The sequence below is a fragment of the Microbacterium sp. LKL04 genome (genome assembly GCF_900102005.1).
GTDB lineage: Bacteria > Actinomycetota > Actinomycetes > Actinomycetales > Microbacteriaceae > Microbacterium.
In genome coordinates this window covers 2,035,436-2,056,493 of sequence record NZ_LT627736.1, presented here as the reverse complement: position 1 = coordinate 2,056,493, position 21,058 = coordinate 2,035,436, and the positions used below count along the sequence as shown (strand labels likewise).

Genomic DNA, 21,058 nt, shown 5'->3' with positions numbered 1-21,058 from the left:
GATGAGAAGAGGGATGGTGGATGCCGGCGCGCGATGTCCGCGCACCGGCATCCGGTCAGGCGGCGCCCGGAACCGACGCGCCGGCCTCGGACGCGAGGAACGCGCGACGCGCGGCGCGGCGCTCCTCCTGCTTGTCGGGGTCCGGCACGGGAGCGGCCATGAAGAGCCGCTGGGTGTAGGGGTGCTCCGGGGCGGAGGTGACCCGGTCGCCGTCGCCGTACTCGACGATCTCGCCCCGGTACATCACGGCGACGCGGTGACTCACGTGGCGAACGACGGCCAGATCGTGCGTCACGAACAGGTACGCGACGCCGGTGCGCTCCTGGATCTCGACGAACAGGTCGAGGACGCGCGCCTGCGTCGACAGGTCGAGCGCCGACACCGGCTCGTCGCACACGATCAGCCGCGGCTCGAGCGCGAGGGCTCGGGCGATCGCGACGCGCTGCCGCTGGCCGCCCGAGAACTCGCGGGGCAGCCGGCTGCGTGCGTCGGAGGGAAGGCCGACCTGGTCGAGCAGATCCCGCACCCGCGTGCGTGCGGTGGCCTTGGCGACCCCCGCCGCCGTGAGCGGCTCGATCAGGATCTCCTCGATCGTCATCGACGGGTTCAGCGACGAGTACGGATCCTGGAAGACGACCTGGATCTCTGAGGTCAGCGACCGGCGCTGGCGCCGGCTCAGGTGCGAGATGTCGCGACCGTCGTAGGTGATCGTGCCGCCGCTGACGGGCGCGAGTCCGAGGGCGGCGCGGCCGAGGGTCGTCTTCCCCGATCCCGATTCGCCGACCAGGCCCACCGTCTCGCCCGGGAGGATGTCGAGCGAGACGCCCTTCAGCGCGCGGAACGGTTCGGCACGGAACCCCTTGCCCGGGTATTCGACGACGAGATCTTTCACCTCGAGCAGCGGAGCGGTCATGCCCGTGCTCCCTTCAGGACGAGCGGACCGCGGGCGGGACCCTCGTCGAGGATCGCGTCCAGCAGTGCCTGGGTGTACGGGTGACGGGCCTGGTGGAAGATGCTCCGCACCGGTCCCTGCTCGACGAACAGACCGTTCTGCATGACGGTGACCCGGTCGCAGAGGTCGGCGACGACGCCGAAGTTGTGCGTGACGAGGAGCATGGCCATGTTGCGCTCGGCCTGCAGGTCGCGCAGCAGGTCGAGGACCTCCGCCTGCACCGTGACGTCGAGCGCCGTGGTCGGCTCGTCAGCGATGATGAGGTCCGGGTCGGTCGAGACCGCCCCGGCGATCAGCACGCGCTGAGCCATGCCGCCCGACACCTCGAACGGGTACGCGTCGAACGTGCGCTTCGGCTGGGGGATGCCGACGCGGGCGAGGAGGTCGAGGGAGCGCTCCGTCGCCTCCTTCTTCGACAGCCCGAGGTGCGCGCGCAGCGGCTCGACCAGCTGGCTGCCGATCGTGAAGGACGGGTCGAGGTTGCTCATCGGCTCCTGCGGGATGTAACCGATGCGCTTGCCGCGGATGCCGACGTAGGTGCGCTCGGACGCGTCGGCCAGCTCGGTCCCCTCGTAGAGGATCGATCCGCCCGTGACGTGACCGCCGCGGGGGAGCAGGCCCAGCACGCCGAAGGCGGTCTGGGTCTTCCCCGAGCCGGATTCGCCGATGAGACCGTGCACCTCGCCCTTGCGGATGTCGAACGAGACACCGTGGACGACCTCGATGTGGGAGCCGTCGGGCTGGTCGTACCCGACCCGCAGGTCGCGGACCTCGAGCACCTTCTCCGTCGCCTTGCTGCGGGCGTCCTCGCTGTGACGGATCACGCCCTGGTTCTCGATGACCGGGAGTTCGTCGAGGTCTTCGATCGGCTCACCGCCGCTCATCGAGATCGAGGTGGTCACGGCCGCGACCGAACCGGTCGCGGTCGTGACGGCGCGACGGCGCTTGCGACGCACCGAGACGGTGCGCTCGAGCTCGTCGCGCATGACGTTGGCGAGCAGCGTGAGGGCGATGCAGGTGAGAGCGATCGCGAGCGACGGCCAGATGAGCAGGAGCGGCGTGCGAGCGATGTTCTTGAAGCCGTCGTTGAGCATCGAGCCCCACGTGGGGACCTTGACGTCGCCGAGGCCGAGGAACTCGAGCCCGGACTGGATCGCGAGGGCGATGCCCGCGATGATCGCGGCCTGGATGATGATCGGTGCCCGGACGACCGAGAGGACGTGGCGGCCGATGATCCGCGCGTCGCTGAGGCCCGAGACGCGGGCCGCGTCGACGTACAGCTCGCCGCGCACGGCGGTGACCGCGGCGTAGACGAGTCGGAAGAACGACGGCGCGAGCAGGATGCCGAAGATGAACATCGAGATCCAGACCGAGGGGCCGAGGACGGCGCGCGCCGCGAGCAGGATGACGATGCCCGGGAGTGCCATGTTCAGTTCGGTGACCCATGTGGCCACCGCGTTGAACCAGCCCTGGTAGTAGCCGGCGATGAGACCGCTGATGACACCGATCACGATGGCGACGACGACGGCCAGCAGTGCGGCCAGGACACTCGTCTGAGTGGCGACGAGCAGGCGCGACCAGACGTCGCGGCCGCTGCTGTCCGTGCCGAGGAGGTTCGCGCCGCCCGGGGATGCGAGGACGTTCCGGATGTCGGCGTAGTTCGGGTCGAGGGGGGCGATCGCACTGCCGATGACGGCGATGACGGCGATGAGCAGCAGGAACAGCGCGGCTCCGACACCGACGGGGCGCTTGAGGAGTCGTCGCGCGAGGTGCATGCGCACGGGCGCGGCGTTCGCCGGGGCGAGGGGGAGAGCCGGGTTGATGGGAGATGCTTCGCTCACGAGAGCCTCACCTTCGGGTTCAGAGCGGCCTGAGCGAGGTCGATCAGCAGGTTGACGATGACGACGAGGATCGCGAAGGCGATCACGAGCCCCATCACCACGGGGATGTCGCCGAGGGTGGTCGAGCGGACACTGAGCTGTCCCATGCCCGGGATGGAGAAGATCTGCTCGACGACGACCGCACCGCCGAGGAGTCCCACGAACTGCAGGGCGAGGACCGCGAGCGCGGGGCCGCCGGCGTTGCGCAGGACGTGCTTGTAGATGACGGAGCGTTCGCTGAGGCCGCGAGCGCGGAGGGTTCGGACGTAATCGCGGGAGGTCGCGTCGATGACCGATCCGCGCACCTGGACTGCGACCGACGCGATCGCGCCGATGGAGAGGGCGATGATCGGCAGTGTGACGGAGGAGACCCAGCCGCTGAACGACGTCGCGATCGGCACGTACCCGGTCGCCTTGAACCAGTGCAGGTTGACCGCGAAGATCAGCACGAGGATGAGGGCGATGAGGAAGCCCGGCACGGCGAAACCGACGAGCGAGAGGATCTGGATCGTCCCGTCCACCGCGCCGCCCCGGCGCGCTGCCCAGACCCCGATGACGATCGCGATGACCGCGGAGATGAGGGTGGCCCCGATGACGAGCGAGAGGGTGACGGCGAGGCGGTTGGTCACGCTCACGCTGACCAGCTCGCCGGTGAACCAGCTGCGACCCAGGTTGCCCGTGAACGCGGACGCGAGCCAGTCGGTGTACTGGGTGAGGAGCGGGCGGTTGAGCCCCAGCTCCTCGGTCTTCTTGGCGACCGTCTCGGCGGTGGCGTTCTCACCGAGGATGCGGCGGGCGATGTCGCCGCCGCCGGCGTAGAGGAGGAGGAACGCGACGGCGGAGATCACCGCGACGAGGACGACGCCGGAGACGACGCGTCTGATGATGAATGACAGCATGATGCCTTCCCGGAGGTGGTCGGCGGGTGGCGGGCCGGAGCCCGCCACCCGCCGGATCGGTCAGTTCTTCGGCGAGAAGTCGAAGATCGACGGGTAGGCGTTGGTCGGCCAGAACTCCAGGTTCGTGTTCGCGTCCGTCGCGAACGATCCCTGGACGCGGTAGAACGGTGCGAACCAGGCCTGGTCGACGATGTACTTGTTGAGCTCCTTGGCGGCGGCCGCAGCCTCGTCCTCGGTCCCGCGCTGGATCGTCTCGATGTAGCCGTCGACCGTGTCGTCCTGGTACTTGAACGGGTTGAACGTCGCGTTCGGCGCGATCATGAAGTTGATCAGCTGCCAGTCGGGGTTCTGCTCCAGTGCCATCCACGTCGCGGGGTACTTCGGGGCGAGCATGTCGGTGATGAAGTTGCCCGTTCCCGGGTCGGTGTAGTTGACGGTGACGCCGATGTCCGACAGCTGCTGGGCCACGAGGTCGAACGTCGTCTGGAAGGCGGGCGTCGACATCATGTTCAGCGTGAAGCCGTTCGGGTACCCGGCCTCGGCGAGGAGGGCCTTCGCCGCATCCGGGTCGTACGGGTAGGTGCTGTCGAGCGCCTCGTCGTAGGCCGCGGACGTGGCGGGGAAGACCTGCTCGGTCACGGTGCCGTATCCGCTCTGCAGGGACTGCAGCAGCGCCTCGCGGTCGAACGCCATGTTGAGTGCCTGTCGCACCTTCACATCGGCGAGCTCGGGCGCCATGGTGCCGGCGCGGTCGAGCAGGAGCAGGCCCTGGAAGTCGAGCTCGTTCGACTCGATGGCCCAGCCGGCGCCCTCGACCTCGGAGATCGTGTTGTTGTCGGCGATCTTGGCGCCGTTGGCCTCGCCCGCCTTGATGGCGTTGAGGATGGCGGTGGTGTCCTCCATCACGTTGATGGTGAGGTTCTCGTATTTGACCGCGTCGGCGTTCCAGTAGTCGGGATTCGCCGTGTAGTTGTAGGTGGTGCCGGTGACGCTCGATGCGGAATCGAGGATGTACGGACCCGAGCCGACGGGCGTGGTGGCCGAGTTCTCGTCGTCGAAGCTCGACGGCGCCTGCACGAGTCCGGGCGCGATCGAGAGGAGGTTCTCGAGCGACGGGTCGGGAGCGTCTTGCGTGATCGTGACGGTGGTCGCGTCGGGGGCGGCGAACTCCTTGCCCGCAAGGGTGGCGGCCTGTGGGGAGGTTCCGTCGCGGAAGCGCTCGAGGCTGCCCACGACGGCGTCGGCGTCCACCGCCGTGCCGTCGGTGAAGGTTGCATCGTCGCGCAGGGTGAGGGTCAGGACGGTCTTGTCCTCGTTGTACTCCCACGCCGTGGCGAGGTTCGCCTGGATCTCGCCGGAGGAGTCCTTGCGGAGGAGCGTGTCGAAAACGGCCTCGAAGAACTCGCTGCGGTTGCCCCATTCGGCACCGGCGCCGATGTCGTAGCTCGTCGGTGCGGCGATCGAGATCAGGGTCAGCCGGTCGGCCTTCCCTCCTTCACCGGTGCTGCTCGTCGTGTCTCCACCGGCGCAACCGGTCAGTGCGAGAGCGGCGACGACGGCGACGGCTGCTGTGGCCTTCCATCGGAACATCATTGTCCTCATTTCGGGTGGCGATACCCCTGCGGATCGCTCTGCCGACGGACGCTAGCAGCAATTTCTAGTGGGCACTAGGTTTTCGCGACGAAAATCTAGCCATCGCTAGGTTTTCGTTACCAAACCGTGCAGACTGGCCCCGATGACGGCTCACGGGAGCGGTCTCAGAGAATCGATGGTGATGACGAACACGCAGACGGTCGAGCCCGCGAAGGCGCGACGACGAGGCACCTACGCCAAGACCGAGGCGACGCGACAGGCGATCCTGGACGCCGCTCTGGAGGTCTTCTCGGGGTCCGGGTACCGGGCCGGGTCGCTGCGCGAGATCGCGGTCCGCGTCGGCATGAGCGAGGCGGGACTGCTCCATCATTTCCGCAACAAGAGCGCCCTTCTCGAGGCGGTTCTCGCGGAGAAGGACGACCGCGCGCGCGCCATCGTCCCCACACAGTCCGAGGACGGTGCCGCCGTCCTCCGGGGGCTCGTGGAGCTCGCCGAGTACAACGCGTCGATCCCCGGGGTCGTGGAGCTGTTCGCCACGCTCTCCGCAGAGGCCACCGCGCCCGACCATCCCGCTCACGAGTACTTCGTGGGTCGCTACAACTTCACCAGGTCCACGATCGAGCGCGCTCTGGTGAACCTCGAGCGCGACGGACGCCTCCGTCACGGGATGACGCCCCGCCGAGCGGCCATCACGATCATCGCGATGATGGACGGTCTGCAGGTGCAGTGGCTGCTCGACCGCAGCGTCCTCGACATGGCGGAGGAACTGCGCGCCCTGTTCCGTACCTTCGCCGACATCGACTGGTCGGATCCGGCGCCGGAAGTCACCGTCGATGAGGTCGCCCCGTGACGCGCGAGTCGCTGCACGACGGCTGGACCGTGGGGCCGAAACTGGGCCCGTTCGAGGCGCCCGCCGACGGAGCCGGCCCTCGCCTCGTGGTCCTCCCGCACGACGCGCTCCGCGACCTGCCCCGCTCCGCCGACGAGGTCCAGGGGGTCCACTCCGGGTACACGCCGGGCGGCGCGTTCGAATACTCCCGCGACCTGGACGTCCCGCCGTCGTGGCGGGAGAGGACCGTTCGCCTCGAGTTCGAAGGCGTGTACCGCGACGCCGTCGTGTTCCTCAACGGCGAGGTCGTCGTCCATGAATCCAACGGGTACGCCGGCTTCTCCGCCGTCCTCGACCCCTACCTGCGCTTCGGTGAGGTCAACCGCCTCACCGTCGAGGCGCGCGCGCATCGGGACAGTCGCTGGTACAGCGGGGCGGGCATCTACCGGCCCGTCCATCTCGTGGTCACCGACCCGGTCCACATCCCCGTGCACGGCGTGACCGTGACCACCCCCGACATCGACGAAGAGCGTGCCGTCGTGGCCGTCGCGGCCACCGTCCGCAACTCCACGCGTCACACGCGCGAGACACGAGTCGCGTGGACGGTGACGGGACCCACCGGCGAGATCGTGGCATCCGGCGGCTCTCCGGTCACGGTGCTGCCGGGAACGGATGCCGTCGCCCGAGCCCGGCTCATCGTCGACGAGCCGCTCCGGTGGCATCCCGACCATCCGCACCTCTACGCGTTGCAGACGACGGTTACGGATGCCGCAGGTGCCGCGCTCGACGAGGACTCGACGACCTTCGGCATCCGGACCCTTCAGGTGGATGCGCGGAACGGGCTGCGCATCGACGGACGCCCCCTGAAGCTGCGCGGCGCCTGCGTGCATCATGACAACGGACCGCTCGGTGCCGCGACGTTCGACGACGCGGAGGATCGCCGGGTCCGACTCCTCAAGGAGGCGGGGTTCAACGCCCTGCGCAGCGCTCACAACCCGATGTCGCGGGCCATGCTCGATGCGTGCGACCGTCACGGCCTCGTCGTCATGGACGAGCTCGCCGACGCCTGGACGCGGTCGAAGGCGCCGCACGATGCGACCATCACCTTCCCTGAGCGGTGGGAGCGCGACGTGGCCGGCCTCGTCGCGAAGGACCGCAATCATCCGAGCGTGATCATGTATTCGATCGGCAACGAGATCCTCGAGCTCGGCACGCCGATCGGGTCGACCTGGAGTCGCCGGCTCGCCGAACGCGTGCGCGACCTCGACCACACCCGGTTCGTGACCAACGGGATCAACGGCATCATCGCGAACCTGCCCCGCATGGCGGAAGCCCGCGAACAGGTCGAGGATGCGAACACGATGATGGCGAACATGGGCGATCAGATGGGGTTGATGAATGCGTCGCCGCTCGTGAGCGCGTCGATCGAGGAGTCGGCCGCCGTCCTCGACGTCGTCGGGTTCAACTACGCCGACTCCCGATACCGGCAGGATGCCGTCGACCACCCGGATCGCGTCATCGTCGGCTCCGAGACGTTCCCCGCGCGCATCGATGTCATGTGGGAGCTCGTTCAGGAGCTGCCCCACGTTATCGGCGATTTCACCTGGACCGGCTGGGACTACCTCGGAGAAGCGGGGATCGGTCGCGTCGACTACACCGACGAGCCCGGGTATGAGCCCACCGGGACGGCCGGTCCCTACCCCTACCGGCTGGCCGAGTCCGGTGACCTCGACATCACCGGGTATCGACGGACGATCTCGTACTACCGCGAGATCGTCTACGGACTGCGTGCCGAACCCTACATCGCCGTGCACCGCCCCCAGCATCACGGTCGGCCGACCGCGACGACGCCGTGGTCCTGGACCGACACCGTGTCGACGTGGAGCTGGGATGCCGCGCACGGCGCCCCGGTGACGGTCGACGTGTACGCGGATGCGGACGAGGTCGAGCTGCTCCTCGACGGGGAGAGTCTCGGCGTGGCCCCCGTCGGCGCCGAGAAGGCTTTCCTCGCGCGGTTCGAGACCGAATTCCACCCGGGCGAGCTCATCGCCGTCGCGCGGCGGGCAGGTCACGAGACCGGACGGCACGTCGTCCGCACCGCCGGCACCCCTCGCCTGCAGGCGCACGCCGAACGCGACGAGGTCGCGGTCGGCGGGCTCGCCTTCGTCGCGATCACCCTCGCGGACGACGCCGGCATCACCGTCGCCGACCGCGACGTGCGGGTCGAGGTCCAGGTCTCGGGTCCCGGGGTACTGGCTGGTTTGGGCTCCGGCCGCGCGAGGACCGAGGAATCGTTCGGGGCGTCCGCGTACACGACCTACGACGGCCGGCTGCTGGCCGTGATCCGGGTCGACGGCCCGGGCGAGGTGGTCGTCACGGCGTCGGCCGACGGTTATGAGATCGCGCGGACAGCGGTGCGCGGAATCTGACGCCGGTCAGCCTCGGCGAGCCGCGGCATCCCTCTCGGCCGCGGCGGTCGCCTCGGGGAGCCGGATCGGCGTCGTCGCGGCGACCTCGTCGCTGAACTCCTCGGGAGCGACGACGCTGATCGGGCGGGTCTCGTCGATCGTCATCGCGAACCTGCGGGTCTCGTGACGGTGGAGGCGGCCGGAGAAGAGCAGCCACCCGCCGCCGACGCAGAACGCGATGAGCGCCGCCGCCGCGCCGAGCAGGATCGCGGCGCGGGGGCCGAATGCGTCGGCTGCCCAGCCCACGATGGGGGCGCCGAACGGCGTCCCGCCCATGAGGATCGCCATGTACAGGGCGAGGACGCGTCCGCGCAGGGCGGGTTCGGTCGTCGTCTGCACGTATCCGTTCGCCGTCGTGAGCGTCGTGACGGTCGCGAAGCCGATGAGCATGAGGGTCGCGGCGTAGGCGATGTACACGGGCATCGCGGCCGAGAGGACCGACGCGACCGCGAACAGGCCGAGCCCGCCGATCACGAGCCGCAGGCGCGCACGGTCGCGCCGGGCCGCCAGGAGCGCGCCGGCGAGCGACCCGATCGCAAGGATCGAGCTCAGCACGCCGTACCCGTCGGCGTTCTGCCCGAACTCGAGGGCCATGGTCGAGGCGAGGATGGGGAAGTTCATGCCGAAGGCGCCCAGGAGGAACACCATCACGAACGTCACGATGAGGTCGGGCCTGCCCCCCACGTAGCGCAGGCCGTCGGCCATGCGCGCCGCGCTCCGGAGCTTCGGGCGCGGGACGAGCTCGGCGGAGCGGATGAGGCTCAGCGCGATGAGCATCGCGAGGAACGTCAGTGCGTTGACGAGGAACACCCAGCCGGTGCCGACCGCGACGATGACGAGACCCGCGACGGCGGGTCCGATCATGCGGGCGGTGTTGAAGGATGCCGCGTTCAGGGCGACCGCATTCGAGGCGTTCTCGCGGGCGACGAGGTCGGACACGAACGCCTGCCGAGTCGGGTTGTCGAAGGCGGCCACGATCCCGAGCGCGAACGCGAAGGCGTACATCGTCCAGAGGTTCATGCTGCCGGTGAGCAGGAGGACGCCGATGATGAGGCCGAGCAGCATGAGCGAGCCCTGGGTGAAGAACAGGAGCTTGCGGCGATCGAAGCGGTCCGCCACCAGGCCGGTGACGCCCACGAGGAGCAGCGGCGGCGCGAACTGCAGCGCCATCGTGACGCCCATCGCGGTCGCGTCGTTGTCGGTGAGCTGCGTCAGGACGACCCAGCTGAGGGCGGTCGCCTGCATCCACGCGCCCACGTTCGAGACGAGCGCGCCGATGAACCAGACCCGGTAGTTGAACACCGAGAACGAGCGGAACATCGCGGAGCTCATCGGCCGGCCACCTCCTGCATGATCGCCGCAGCCTCGGCGAGCGTCTCGCGCTGGGCGGGGCTGAGTTCCTCGAACGCGTGCTCGAGCCAGGAGTCCCGGCGACGGACCGTCTCGACGACGACGTCGCGGCCGGATTCGGTGAGGTCGATCACGACCTTGCGGCGATCGTTCTCGTCGGGGGTGCGGCTGAGGTAGCCGAGCTCTTCGAGGCAGTTCACCGTGCGGTTCATCGACGGGGCGGAGACGCGCTCACGCTCGGCGAGCTCGCCGAGCGTGTGGGGTCCGTGCACCTTCAGGCCGGCCAGGACGGCGAACTGCCCGTCGCTCATGGTGTCGACGGCGCGCTGCGACCGGAGGCGACGCGCGAGGCGGAAGGTCGCCATGCGGAAGTCGGATGCCGCGAGCGCGAGGTCCGTGATCGTGGTCTCGGGTGCGCTGCTCATTTTCATTAGCATAACTCATTAGTCTGGCTAACGGCTTGGTTTCGGGCATCCGTCTCCCCCGTCGTCGTCCTAGGATTCGAGCCATGCCCGAGTTCATCGATGCACACGGCATCGCGATCGTCTACGACATCCACCCGGCGCAGGGTGACCCGCGCGGCGTCGTCCAACTCCTCCACGGCGTCGGCGAGCACGCCGGCCGCTACGGCGGGGTGATCACCGCCCTGACCGCCGACGGCTTCACCGTCTACGCCGACGACCACCGCGGCCACGGCCGCACGGGCCTGCGTCAGCACGGCGGCGACCACTCCCGCCTCGGACGCCTCGGCCCCGGCGGCCTGCGCGCCACCGTCGCCGGGCTGCAGCAGTTCACGCGGATCATCCGCGACGAGAACCCCGGCCTGCCGCTCGTGCTCCTCGGTCATTCGTGGGGCTCGTTCCTCGCGCAGAAGCTGCTGAACGCCGATCCGCGCGCCTACGACGCCGTCATCCTCTCGGGGTCATCCCTCCTGTGGCCCGGCGACCTCAACGCGGCGCCCCTCAACAAACGGTGGTCGGCGGCGGACGCCACAGGGGTCGAATGGCTGTCGACGGATGCCGCGGTCGGCCGCGCGTTCCTCGACGACCCGCTGACGACCATCGTCCCCCTCCCGAAGCTCTTCGGTCCGCTCGATACCCTGCGGCTGATCGGCAAGCCCGCCCGCGACCTCGGCGTCGATGTGCCGGTGCTCCTCATGGTCGGCCGAGACGATCCGGTGGGCGGTCCCCGGAGCGTCCATCGCCTCGCCGACGCGTACCGCACGAGGTCGGGTCTCACCGACGTGACGACCCTCGTCTATCCCGACGCGCGACACGAGATCTTCAACGAGCACTGCGCCCCGGCGGTGCGCGCCGACCTGCTCGCCTGGCTGGGCGCCCGCATCGCGCGGCGGGATGCGGCATCCGTGCCGGACTCTGCAGCCGCATCGTCCGCGGACACGGGAGAATAGGACCATGCACGGCGAGTACAAGGTCCCTGGCGGCAAGCTGGTCGTCGTCGACCTCGAGGTGGAGGACGGCCGCATCGCGGACTTCCATCTCGCGGGCGACTTCTTCCTCGAACCCGACGACGCGCTCGCCGACATCGACGCGGCGGTGACCGGGCTCCCGACCGAGGCCGACGTCGCGACGATCGCCGCCGCCGTCCGCGGGGCGCTCCCCGAGGGCGCGCAGCTGCTCGGGTTCACGCCAGAGGCCGTCGGGACCGCGGTCCGTCGCGCGCTCATCGTCGCGCCCGGGTGGGCGGAGTTCGAGTGGGAGGTCGTCCACGAGAAGGCCGTCTCGCCCGCGATGAACCTCGCCCTCGACGAGGTGCTGACCACCCGCGTCGGCGACGGGCGACGCAACCCGACCCTGCGCATCTGGGAGTGGAACGAGTCCGCCGTCGTCATCGGCTCGTTCCAGTCCTACCGCAACGAGGTCGACCCCGAGGGTGCCGCGAAGCACGGGTTCCAGGTCGTCCGGCGGATCTCGGGCGGCGGCGCGATGATGATGGCCGCGAACTCGATCGTCACCTATTCGCTGTACGTGCCGGCATCCCTCGTATCGGGCATGACGTTCGCGGACTCCTACGCCTTCCTCGACGACTGGGTGCTGCATGCGCTGCGCTCGCTCGGCATCGACGCGACCTACCAGCCGCTCAACGACATCGCCTCGTCGAAGGGCAAGATCGGTGGCGCCGCGCAGAAGCGACTCGCCAACGGGGGAGTGCTGCACCACGCGACGCTCAGCTACGACATGGACGGCCAGGTGCTGACCGAGGTCCTGCGCATCGGACGAGAGAAGCTCTCCGACAAGGGCACGGCGTCTGCCGCGAAGCGCGTCGATCCGCTCCGCAGCCAGACCGGAATGGCCCGCGCCGACATCATTGAACGCTTCATCGAGACGTTCACCTCGCTCTACGGCGCGAAGGCGGGATCGATCTCGGAGGAGGAGTACGCCGAGGCCGAGGCGCTCGTCGAGTCGAAGTTCTCGACGGACGCCTGGCTGCGCCGCGTCCCGTGACCGTCGAGATCCATCTCGGCGACAACCTCGAGGTCGCCCGGCGCCTGCCGGACGCCTCGTTCGCGCTCGTCTACCTCGATCCGCCGTTCAACACCGGCCGGACGCAGGAGCGGGCGATCGAGTCCGCGGTCCGTATTCAGTCCGCAGCGGGTGCCGCACCGCCCGCATCGGCGGATCCCCGACTTCCCGTCCCGGCGCTTGCAGCGGCGGGACTGAATACCGAACACCTCGTACCCGATCCCGACGCCCCGACGCCACCGGCCGGCCCGGTGAAGGGCGGGTTCCGCGGCACGTCCTACGCCCGCACGCGCGGCGCGCTGAAGCTGTACGACGACCGGTTCGACGACTACTGGGGCTTCCTCGAGCCGCGCCTGCGCGAGGCGTGGCGGCTGCTGCAGGACGACGGCACGCTGTACCTGCACCTCGACTACCGCGAGGCGCATTACGCGAAGGTCATGCTCGACGCCGTCTTCGGCCGCGAGTGCTTCCTCAACGAGCTGATCTGGGCGTACGACTACGGCGCGAAGTCGCGCAAGCGCTGGCCGAGCAAGCACGACACGATCCTCGTCTACGTCAAGGATCCGTCGGCCTACTTCTTCGACTCGGATGCCGTGGACCGAGAGCCGTACATGGCTCCCGGTCTCGTGACGCCCGAGAAGGCGGCGCGCGGCAAGCTGCCGACCGATGTCTGGTGGCACACGATCGTTCCCACTTCCGGGCGGGAGAAAACCGGCTACCCGACGCAGAAGCCCGAGGGGATCCTGCGTCGCATCGTCCAGGCGTCGAGCCGGCCGGGGGACCGGATCCTCGACCTGTTCGCGGGCTCCGGGACGACGGGCGCGGTCGCCGACGCCCTCGGGCGCGACGCCGTGCTCGTCGACCACAGCGCCGACGCGCTCGCCGTCATGCGCGCACGCATCCCCGAGGCGATCGTCGCCGGCTGAACCCCGGCATCCCCTCGACGCGAGTCAGTCCTGCAGGAACCCCAGGAGCGCGTCGTTGACCTCGGCGCCGTGCGTCCAGAGCAGGCCGTGCGGGGCGCCCTCGATCTCGACGTAGGTCGCCTCGGGCAGCAGCTCGCGGAACTTCCGCGCGGTCGCGTCGATCGGCAGGATGTTGTCGGCCGTGCCGTGCACGATGAGCGCCGGCACGGTGACGGCGGGTATGTCGGCGCGGAAGTCGGTCGGCCACGTCAGGGGAGCGGCGGCGATCGCGGCGTTGCCGGCCTGGTTCGCGACGGCGACCGACGCGTCGACAGCCTCCTGCGAGATGCGGTTCCCGAGGTAGTCGTCGAGGTTGTAGAAGTCCTGGAAGAAGCCGGTCAGGAAGGCGTACCGGTCCTCGGCGACGGCCGCCGCCGTGCCGTCGAAGAACGCCTGGTCACCGGCGCCGTCGGGGTTCTCATCGGTCTTCAGCAGCCACGGTTCGAGCGAGCCGAGGAAGGCGACCTTCGCGATCCGGTCGGCGCCGTAGCGGGACAGGTAGCGGGCGATCTCGCCGGTGCCCATCGAGAACCCGACGAGCACGGCGTCGGTCAGCTCGAGCTCCTCGACGAGCGCGTGGAGGTCGGCGGCGAAGGTGTCGTAGTCCGAGCCGGAGGCCGTCTTGGTGGATGCCCCGAATCCCCGCCGGTCGTAGGCGATGACCCGGTAGCCGGCGTCGAGCAGGGCGGCCTGCTGCTTGCCCCACGACTCGCCGTTCAGCGGGAATCCGTGGATCAGCACGACGGGCTGGCCCGATCCCTGATCGGTGTAGAAGATGTCGACGTCGGCCGAGTTCTCGGTCCCCACGGTGATGTACGCCACAGCGGCTCTCCTTCCGGCCGGACCGGTCGTCCGGCGACATCCCCGACGCTACGGTCCGAGTCCGGAGCCGACCAGCGCTTGACGGATCCTTCCTCCACCGTTCATCCTGCCCCGCCGGTACCGTGGCCTCATGGCGTCGATCGACCTGAACGCGGACCTCGGCGAGACGGTCGACGGTGTGCCGACCGCCGACGACGAGGCGATGTTCGCGGTGGTCTCGAGTGCGTCCGTGGCCTGCGGAGGTCATGCGGGTGACGCCGCCTCGATGACGGATGCCGTCCGCCGCGCGACGGCCCAGGGCGTCGCCGTGGGGGCCCACCCCTCCTTCGTGGACCGCGCCGGGTTCGGCCGCGTCGCGCTCGCCGTGGCGCCGGCTCTCCTGCGCGATCAGGTGCGGGAGCAGATCGCCGCGCTCCTCCGCGCCGGAGCCGACCTCCGCTACGTGAAGCCGCACGGCGCGCTCTACCACGCCGTCACGGCCGATCCCGAGACCGCGCTCGCCGTCGCGGACGCCGTCGCCGATGTCTCCGCCGATCTCGGCAGACCCGTGCCCCTCCTCGGGATGCCGGGGGAGATCGCCGCGTTCGCGGCGAGTCGCGGCATCCCCTTCTTCGTCGAGGCCTTCCTCGACCGTGGCTACCTCCCTTCGGGTGGGCTCGTCCCGCGGACGGAACCGGGCGCTCTGCTGCACGACCCCGACCTCGTCGCGGAGCGCGCCGTGTCCCTCGTCCGGGAGGGGCGGGTCGACGCCGTCGACGGCTCGACGATCCGGGTGGATGCGGCATCCCTGTGCCTCCACGGCGACACCGCCGGCTCGGTCGCGATGACGCGGGCGGTCCGCGCGGCGCTCGACGCGGCGGGGATCGCGGTGCGCGCCCCGTGGTGATCCTGCCGTTCGGCGACACCGCCCTGCTCGTCGAGGTCGACGCGCTCGCCGACGTCCTGGATCTGCACGCCCGCCTGGCCGGGACGCGCCCCGCGGGGGTCGTCGATCTAGTTCCCGCGGCGCGCACGGTGCTCGTCCACGTCGATCCCGCGGTCCTGCCGCTGACGGCGGCCCGCGCCTGGATCACGGCGGCGGATGCCGCGCCCCGCGTCCCGGCGGAGGCCGGGACCGCACCGGAGGAGGTCGAGGTGCCGGTCGTGTACGACGGCGCGGACCTCGCCGAGACGGCATCCCTCCTCGGCCTGTCGGCGGAGCAGCTCGTCGCGCGACACCTCGCGGCACGCTGGACGGTCGCCTTCACGGGCTTCGCCCCGGGGTTCGGCTACCTCGTGAGCGACGACTGGGACCTCGACGTGCCCCGCCGTGCGACGCCGCGGACGCGCGTGCCGCAGGGCGCGGTCGCGCTCGCCGGCCGGTTCTCCGGCGCGTATCCCCGGGAGACCCCGGGCGGATGGCAGCTCATCGGCACGACGGGCGCGACCCTGTTCGATCCCGCTGCGCGCCGTCCCGTGTTGCTGCGTCCGGGTACGAGGGTGCGGTTCCGCCGGACTGCCGCGCAGTCGATCGTCCGCGTCCCGTCGTCCGCCGCGTCGGCCGCGCCTGCCGCGTTCACCGTCACCGATCCGGGCGCGCTCGCGACGGTGCAGGATGCCGGCCGCCCGGGACGTCTCGCCGACGGCGTCGCCCGCTCGGGCGCGGCGGACCTGCCCGCGTTCGCCGCGGCGAACCGGCTCGTCGGCAACGCGCCCGGTGCCGCGGGCCTCGAGATCGCCCTCGGTGGTTTCCGAGCGACGGCGCGGCGCGACCTGTGGATCGCGGCGACCGGGGCGTGGGCGCCGCTCCACGTGGCGGGACGCGAGGTCGACCCGTACCGCCCGGTCCGGTGGCCCGCCGGCACCGAGCTCGCGATCGGGACCGCTCGCGCCGGCGTCCGCGTCGTCCTCGCCGTTCGTGGCGGTGTCGCCGCACCCGCCGCGCTCGGCTCCGCCGCGACCGACACGCTCGCGGGTATCGGACCGGACCCGCTGCGCGCGGGCGACGAGGTCGCGACGGCGGATGCCGCGCGGCATCCCGTCCCGCCCGTCGACTCCTGGCCGTGGACACCGCCCGACGTGCTCGTGGTCGAGGTCGCCGCCGGCCCCCGGGGCGACTGGTTCACGCCCGCCGCGCGGCGGGCGTTCCCGGCCACCCGGTGGGTCGTCGACGCGAGAGCGGATCGCGTCGGCATCCGGCTCGACGGTCCTCCGCTGGAACGGACCACGGATGCCGCGGCCCGAGAGCTCCCGAGCGAGGGGATGCTGCCCGGCGCCGTCCAGGTCCCGCCGGACGGGCGTCCCGTGATCCTCGGGCCGGACGGCCCTGTGACCGGCGGATACCCCGTCATCGCCGTCGTCACCGCTGCGGGTCGGGCGGCGCTCGCGCAGGCGAGACCGGGCTCGCATCTTCTGCTGCGGAGCGCAAGCCCCGGGCCGTGACCGACCGCGCCGCGTACGTTGGCGGTATGTCCCGCCGTCGTGCCTCCCTCGTCCTCGTCCTTCTGACCGGACTGGCCCTGACCGGGTGCGCGGCCCCCACGCAGGCTCCCGAGACCTCGGCCGTCGAGACGCCGGCGCCCGACACGGGAGCCGAATTCAGCCCGGCCGCCGGCGACACCATCACGGCAGAGCAGTACACGCTCACCCTCCCCGACGGGTGGGGGTTCCCCGACGGCGCACCGGAAGGCTTCGACGAGACGACCTTCGCCGCCGACCTGACCATCGAGGACGGCTACCGCGACAACGTCAACATCCTGGTCTCCCCCGGGGGAGAGGTGACCTCCGAGCAGGTCGAGGAGGCCGGGGTCGCCCAGCTCGAAGAGGCCGGGGCGTCGGACGTCCAGGCGTTGGACCGCGTCACGGCCGCCGGCTCGGAGTCGGCGCACCTCACCGCACGCGTCGAGCAGGGTGGGACCCCCTACGTGATCGACCAGTTCTACCTCGTCAACGCCGGCCAGACCTATATCGTCACGTTCGCCTCGGACGCCGAGAAGCCGCAGGCGGAGCGCGACGCCCTCGCGCAGTCGGTCCTCGTGACCTGGCAGTGGGTCTGAGCGGCAGCGGGTCTGACGGTCGCCCGCGAGTTATACCGCAGCCTGCCGAACTCGTCAACGATCCGACTGGACACGGCGCGTCGCGCGTCCTATAGTGGGTAGTTGCGCTCCCCTCTACTTGCCCTCATATGGTGGTCGGCTTGTGCCTGCGCCCCCGGCGGTCTCCGTCGGCGCGCGCCGCAGGCGTGGACGGGAGTACTCCACCTGACGACAAGGAAAACCAGCCCTCCCCGGGCTCACGGAGGTAATTCCCTTGGCTGCTGCGCGCAACGCAACTTCCACCACCACCATCAAGAACGGCCGCGGAGCATCCCGCCTCTCGTTCGCCAAGATCTCCGACACGCTGGAGGTTCCTGACCTCCTCGCGCTGCAGACCGAGTCGTTCGACTGGCTCGTCGGCAACGAGGCATGGAAGGCACGCGTCGCCGAGGCGCAGGCCGCCGGGCGCACCGATGTCCCCGAGATCAGCGGCCTCGAGGAGATCTTCGAGGAGATCTCGCCGATCGAGGACCTGGGCGAGACGATGCAGCTCTCGTTCACGAACCCCTACCTCGAGCCCGAGAAGTACTCCATCGAGGAGTGCAAGGAGCGCGGCAAGACCTACGCCGCCCCGCTCTACGTCGAGGCCGAGTTCATGAACCACCTCACGGGTGAGATCAAGACGCAGACGGTCTTCATGGGCGACTTCCCGCTCCAGACCGCGCGAGGCACCTTCATCATCAACGGCACCGAGCGCGTCGTCGTCTCGCAGCTCGTCCGTTCGCCCGGTGTCTACTTCGACAAGACCCCCGACAAGACGTCCGACAAGGACATCGTCTCGGCGCGCGTCATCCCCAGCCGCGGTGCGTGGCTCGAGTTCGAGATCGACAAGCGCGACCAGGTGGGCGTGCGCATCGACCGCAAGCGCAAGCAGTCGGTCACCGTCTTCCTCAAGGCTCTCGGCCTGACGACCGAAGACATCATGCAGGAGTTCGCGGGCTTCAGCTCGATCGAGGAGACCCTCGAGAAGGACACGATCCTCACCAAGGAGGACGCGCTCCGCGACATCTACCGCAAGCTCCGTCCGGGCGAGCAGGTCGCCGCCGAGGCCGCCCGCGCGCTGCTCGACAACTTCTACTTCAACCCGAAGCGCTACGACCTGGCCAAGGTCGGTCGGTACAAGATCAACCAGAAGCTCGGCATCGACAAGCAGCTGAGCGACTCGGTCCTGACCGTCGAGGACATCGTCGCGACGATCAAGTACCTCGTGCGCCTCCACCGCGGCGACGTCAGCTACGACGGCACCCGCGGCGGCAAGGCTGCGGAGATCCGCCTGGACGTCGACGACATCGACAACTTCGGCAACCGTCGCATCCGCGCCGTCGGCGAGCTCATCCAGAACCAGGTCCGCACCGGTCTGTCCCGCATGGAGCGCGTCGTCCGCGAGCGCATGACCACGCAGGACATCGAGGCGATCACGCCGCAGACCCTGATCAACGTCCGCCCCGTCGTGGCCGCGATCAAGGAGTTCTTCGGAACCTCGCAGCTGTCGCAGTTCATGGACCAGAACAACCCGCTCGCGGGTCTGACCCACAAGCGTCGCCTCTCGGCGCTCGGCCCCGGTGGTCTCTCGCGTGAGCGTGCCGGCGTCGAGGTCCGTGACGTCCACCCGTCGCACTACGGCCGCATGTGCCCGATCGAGACGCCGGAAGGCCCGAACATCGGTCTGATCGGCTCGCTCGCATCGTTCGCGCGCATCAACGCGTTCGGCTTCATCGAGACGCCGTACCGCCGCGTGGTGGGCAACAAGGTCACCGACCAGATCGACTACCTCACGGCGGCCGAAGAGGCCGACTACGTCGTGGCGCAGGCCGGTGTCGAGCTCAACGCCGACGGCACGTTCGTCAACGACCGCATCCTGGCCCGCCGCGGCCAGGGTGGCGAGGTCGACCTGTTCCCGGTCGACGAGATTGGCTACATGGATGTCTCGCCGCGCCAGATGGTGTCGGTCGCGACCTCGCTCATCCCCTTCCTCGAGCACGACGACGCGAACCGCGCCCTCATGGGTGCGAACATGCAGCGTCAGGCCGTCCCGCTGCTGCGCAGCGAGTCGCCGATCGTCGGTACCGGTATGGAGGGCTACGCCGCCATCGACGCGGGTGACGTCATCACCGCGCAGAAGGCCGGTGTCGTCTCCGAGGTCTCGGCGGACGTCGTCACCGTCCAGCTCGACGAGGGTGGCACGCAGGACTACTTCCTCCGCAAGTTCGACCGCTCCAACCAGGGCACGTCGTACAACCAGCGCGTCGTGGTCTCGGCCGGTGAGCGCGTCGAGGTCGGCGAGGTCATCGCCGACGGTCCCGCCACCGAGGACGGCGAGCTCGCCCTCGGCAAGAATCTCCTCGTCGCGTTCATGACGTGGGAGGGTCACAACTTCGAGGACGCCATCATCCTCAGCCAGGAGCTCGTCAAGAACGACACCCTCTCCTCGATCCACATCGAGGAGTACGAGGTCGACGCCCGCGACACCAAGCTGGGCAAGGAGGAGATCACCCGTGACCTCCCCAACGTCAGCCCCGACCTGCTGAAGGACCTCGACGAGCGCGGCATCATCCGCATCGGTGCCGAGGTCCGCCCCGGCGACATCCTCGTCGGCAAGGTCACGCCCAAGGGTGAGACCGAGCTCTCGGCCGAGGAGCGCCTGCTCCGCGCGATCTTCAACGAGAAGAGCCGCGAAGTCCGCGACACCTCGCTGAAGGTGCCCCACGGTGAGCAGGGCACGATCATCGCCGTCAAGGAGTTCAACGCCGAGGACGGCGACGACGAGCTCGGCTCGGGCGTCAACCGCCGCGTCGTGGTCTACATCGCCCAGAAGCGCAAGATCACCGCGGGTGACAAGCTCGCCGGCCGCCACGGCAACAAGGGTGTCATCGCGAAGATCCTCCCCGTCGAGGACATGCCCTTCCTCGCGGACGGCACCCCGGTCGACGTGGTGCTCAACCCGCTCGGCATCCCCGGTCGAATGAACTTCGGCCAGGTCCTCGAGACCCACCTCGGATGGGTCGCCAAGCAGGGCTGGAAGGTCGACGGTTCGCCGGAGTGGGCTGCCAAGCTCCCCGAGCAGGCTCGCGAGGCCGCTCCCGGCACGAAGGTCGCCACCCCGGTGTTCGACGGCGCATTCGAGGAGGAGATCGCAGGTCTCCTCGACTCGACGAACCTGACCCGCGACGGAGAGCGTCTGATCGACAGCTCCGGCAAGGCGAAGCTGTTCGACGGCCGCTCGGGTGAGCCGTTCCCGGCCGGCATCTCGGTCGGTTACATGTACATCCTGAAGCTGCACCACCTTGTCGACGACAAGATCCACGCACGCTCGACGGGCCCCTACTCGATGATCACCCAGCAGCCGCTCGGCGGTAAGGCCCAGTTCGGTGGCCAGCGCTTCGGTGAGATGGAGGTCTGGGCGCTCGAGGCCTACGGCGCCGCATACGCGCTGCAGGAGCTGCTGACGATCAAGTCCGACGACATCGTGGGCCGCGTCAAGGTCTACGAAGCGATCGTCAAGGGCGAGAACATCCAGGAGCCCGGCATCCCGGAGTCGTTCAAGGTCCTCATGAAGGAGATGCAGTCCCTCTGCCTGAACGTCGAGGTCCTTTCGGCCGACGGCACCGAGGTGAACCTGCGTGACAGTGACGACGAGGCCTTCCGCGCTGCGGAAGAGCTCGGCATCAACATCTCCACCCGGTTCGAGTCGACGTCGATCGACGAGATCTGACCCGTACCGGCAACGAACAGAATTCCGACAC

16 protein-coding genes are annotated in these 21,058 nt (G+C 69.6%); 9 read left to right on the top strand and 7 right to left on the bottom strand.

The features are described 5' to 3' along the window. Window positions 1-55 precede the first annotated feature (55 nt). From BLP38_RS10070 to BLP38_RS10055, 4 genes are read right to left on the bottom strand one after another with little or no spacing between them, the layout of a single operon-like run. The gene (locus BLP38_RS10070) at window positions 56-913 is read right to left on the bottom strand and encodes an ATP-binding cassette domain-containing protein (RefSeq protein ID WP_091356835.1); all 858 of its coding nucleotides are present in this window, start codon (window positions 911-913) and stop codon (window positions 56-58) included. Continuing rightward, window positions 910-2,793, bottom strand: a complete 1,884-nt coding sequence (locus tag BLP38_RS10065) for a dipeptide/oligopeptide/nickel ABC transporter permease/ATP-binding protein (protein WP_231916480.1) — start codon at window positions 2,791-2,793, stop codon at window positions 910-912. The genes BLP38_RS10070 and BLP38_RS10065 overlap by 4 nt, the downstream gene beginning before the upstream one ends. After that, a complete protein-coding gene (locus BLP38_RS10060; protein WP_091359750.1) occupies window positions 2,790-3,731 on the bottom strand; it encodes an ABC transporter permease in 942 nt (313 codons plus the stop codon). Before BLP38_RS10060 ends, BLP38_RS10065 begins: the two co-directional genes overlap by 4 nt. 60 nt (window positions 3,732-3,791) lie before the next feature. After that, window positions 3,792-5,324 carry an ABC transporter substrate-binding protein gene (locus BLP38_RS10055; RefSeq protein WP_231916479.1) on the bottom strand — a complete coding sequence of 511 codons (1,533 nt, stop codon included), beginning with the start codon at window positions 5,322-5,324 and terminating at the stop codon, window positions 3,792-3,794. A gap of 181 nt (window positions 5,325-5,505) precedes the next feature. On the opposite strand from BLP38_RS10055, the gene BLP38_RS10050 reads away from it, so the two are divergent. Next, on the top strand, window positions 5,506-6,174 hold the full coding sequence (locus BLP38_RS10050) for a TetR/AcrR family transcriptional regulator (RefSeq protein WP_231916478.1): 669 nt from the start codon (window positions 5,506-5,508) through the stop codon (window positions 6,172-6,174). Then, window positions 6,171-8,582, top strand: coding sequence for a glycoside hydrolase family 2 TIM barrel-domain containing protein (locus BLP38_RS10045; protein ID WP_091356828.1), 2,412 nt, complete (start codon window positions 6,171-6,173; stop codon window positions 8,580-8,582). Before BLP38_RS10050 ends, BLP38_RS10045 begins: the two co-directional genes overlap by 4 nt. A gap of 6 nt (window positions 8,583-8,588) precedes the next feature. Here the strand turns inward: BLP38_RS10045 and BLP38_RS10040 are convergent, their stop codons facing one another. Both BLP38_RS10040 and BLP38_RS10035 read right to left on the bottom strand, forming a co-directional pair. Further along, a complete protein-coding gene (locus BLP38_RS10040; RefSeq protein ID WP_091356824.1) occupies window positions 8,589-9,953 on the bottom strand; it encodes an MFS transporter in 1,365 nt (454 codons plus the stop codon). Next, on the bottom strand, window positions 9,950-10,396 hold the full coding sequence (locus BLP38_RS10035; protein ID WP_091356821.1) for a MarR family winged helix-turn-helix transcriptional regulator: 447 nt from the start codon (window positions 10,394-10,396) through the stop codon (window positions 9,950-9,952). Before BLP38_RS10035 ends, BLP38_RS10040 begins: the two co-directional genes overlap by 4 nt. Before the next feature lie 83 nt (window positions 10,397-10,479). Here BLP38_RS10035 and BLP38_RS10030 point away from each other — a divergent pair, with 83 nt between their 5' ends. The 3 genes from BLP38_RS10030 to BLP38_RS10020 are packed head-to-tail and all read left to right on the top strand — an operon-like array spanning window position 10,480 to window position 13,380. Then, window positions 10,480-11,382, top strand: coding sequence for an alpha/beta fold hydrolase (locus BLP38_RS10030; RefSeq protein WP_091356817.1), 903 nt, complete (start codon window positions 10,480-10,482; stop codon window positions 11,380-11,382). A gap of 4 nt (window positions 11,383-11,386) precedes the next feature. Beyond that, the gene (locus BLP38_RS10025; protein WP_091356814.1) at window positions 11,387-12,436 is read left to right on the top strand and encodes a lipoate--protein ligase family protein; all 1,050 of its coding nucleotides are present in this window, start codon (window positions 11,387-11,389) and stop codon (window positions 12,434-12,436) included. Next, window positions 12,433-13,380, top strand: a complete 948-nt coding sequence (locus BLP38_RS10020) for a DNA-methyltransferase (RefSeq protein ID WP_091356810.1) — start codon at window positions 12,433-12,435, stop codon at window positions 13,378-13,380. Before BLP38_RS10025 ends, BLP38_RS10020 begins: the two co-directional genes overlap by 4 nt. 24 nt (window positions 13,381-13,404) lie before the next feature. On the opposite strand, the gene BLP38_RS10015 is transcribed toward BLP38_RS10020, so the two are convergent. After that, window positions 13,405-14,241: an alpha/beta fold hydrolase gene (locus BLP38_RS10015; RefSeq protein WP_091356807.1), complete on the bottom strand. Its 837-nt coding sequence runs from the start codon at window positions 14,239-14,241 to the stop codon at window positions 13,405-13,407. A 130-nt stretch (window positions 14,242-14,371) separates the two neighbouring features. Here BLP38_RS10015 and BLP38_RS10010 point away from each other — a divergent pair, with 130 nt between their 5' ends. The 4 genes from BLP38_RS10010 (at window position 14,372) to rpoB (ending at window position 21,027) form a co-directional block, all read left to right on the top strand. Then, window positions 14,372-15,127: a LamB/YcsF family protein gene (locus BLP38_RS10010; protein ID WP_091356803.1), complete on the top strand. Its 756-nt coding sequence runs from the start codon at window positions 14,372-14,374 to the stop codon at window positions 15,125-15,127. Continuing rightward, window positions 15,121-16,662: a 5-oxoprolinase/urea amidolyase family protein gene (locus BLP38_RS10005; RefSeq protein WP_091356800.1), complete on the top strand. Its 1,542-nt coding sequence runs from the start codon at window positions 15,121-15,123 to the stop codon at window positions 16,660-16,662. Before BLP38_RS10010 ends, BLP38_RS10005 begins: the two co-directional genes overlap by 7 nt. Window positions 16,663-16,688: 26 nt before the next feature. Then, window positions 16,689-17,276, top strand: a complete 588-nt coding sequence (locus BLP38_RS10000; RefSeq protein ID WP_091359744.1) for a hypothetical protein — start codon at window positions 16,689-16,691, stop codon at window positions 17,274-17,276. A 253-nt stretch (window positions 17,277-17,529) separates the two neighbouring features. Further along, complete coding sequence (gene rpoB / locus BLP38_RS09995) at window positions 17,530-21,027, top strand: DNA-directed RNA polymerase subunit beta (RefSeq protein ID WP_091356797.1); 3,498 nt, start codon at window positions 17,530-17,532, stop codon at window positions 21,025-21,027. Window positions 21,028-21,058: the final 31 nt, after the last annotated feature.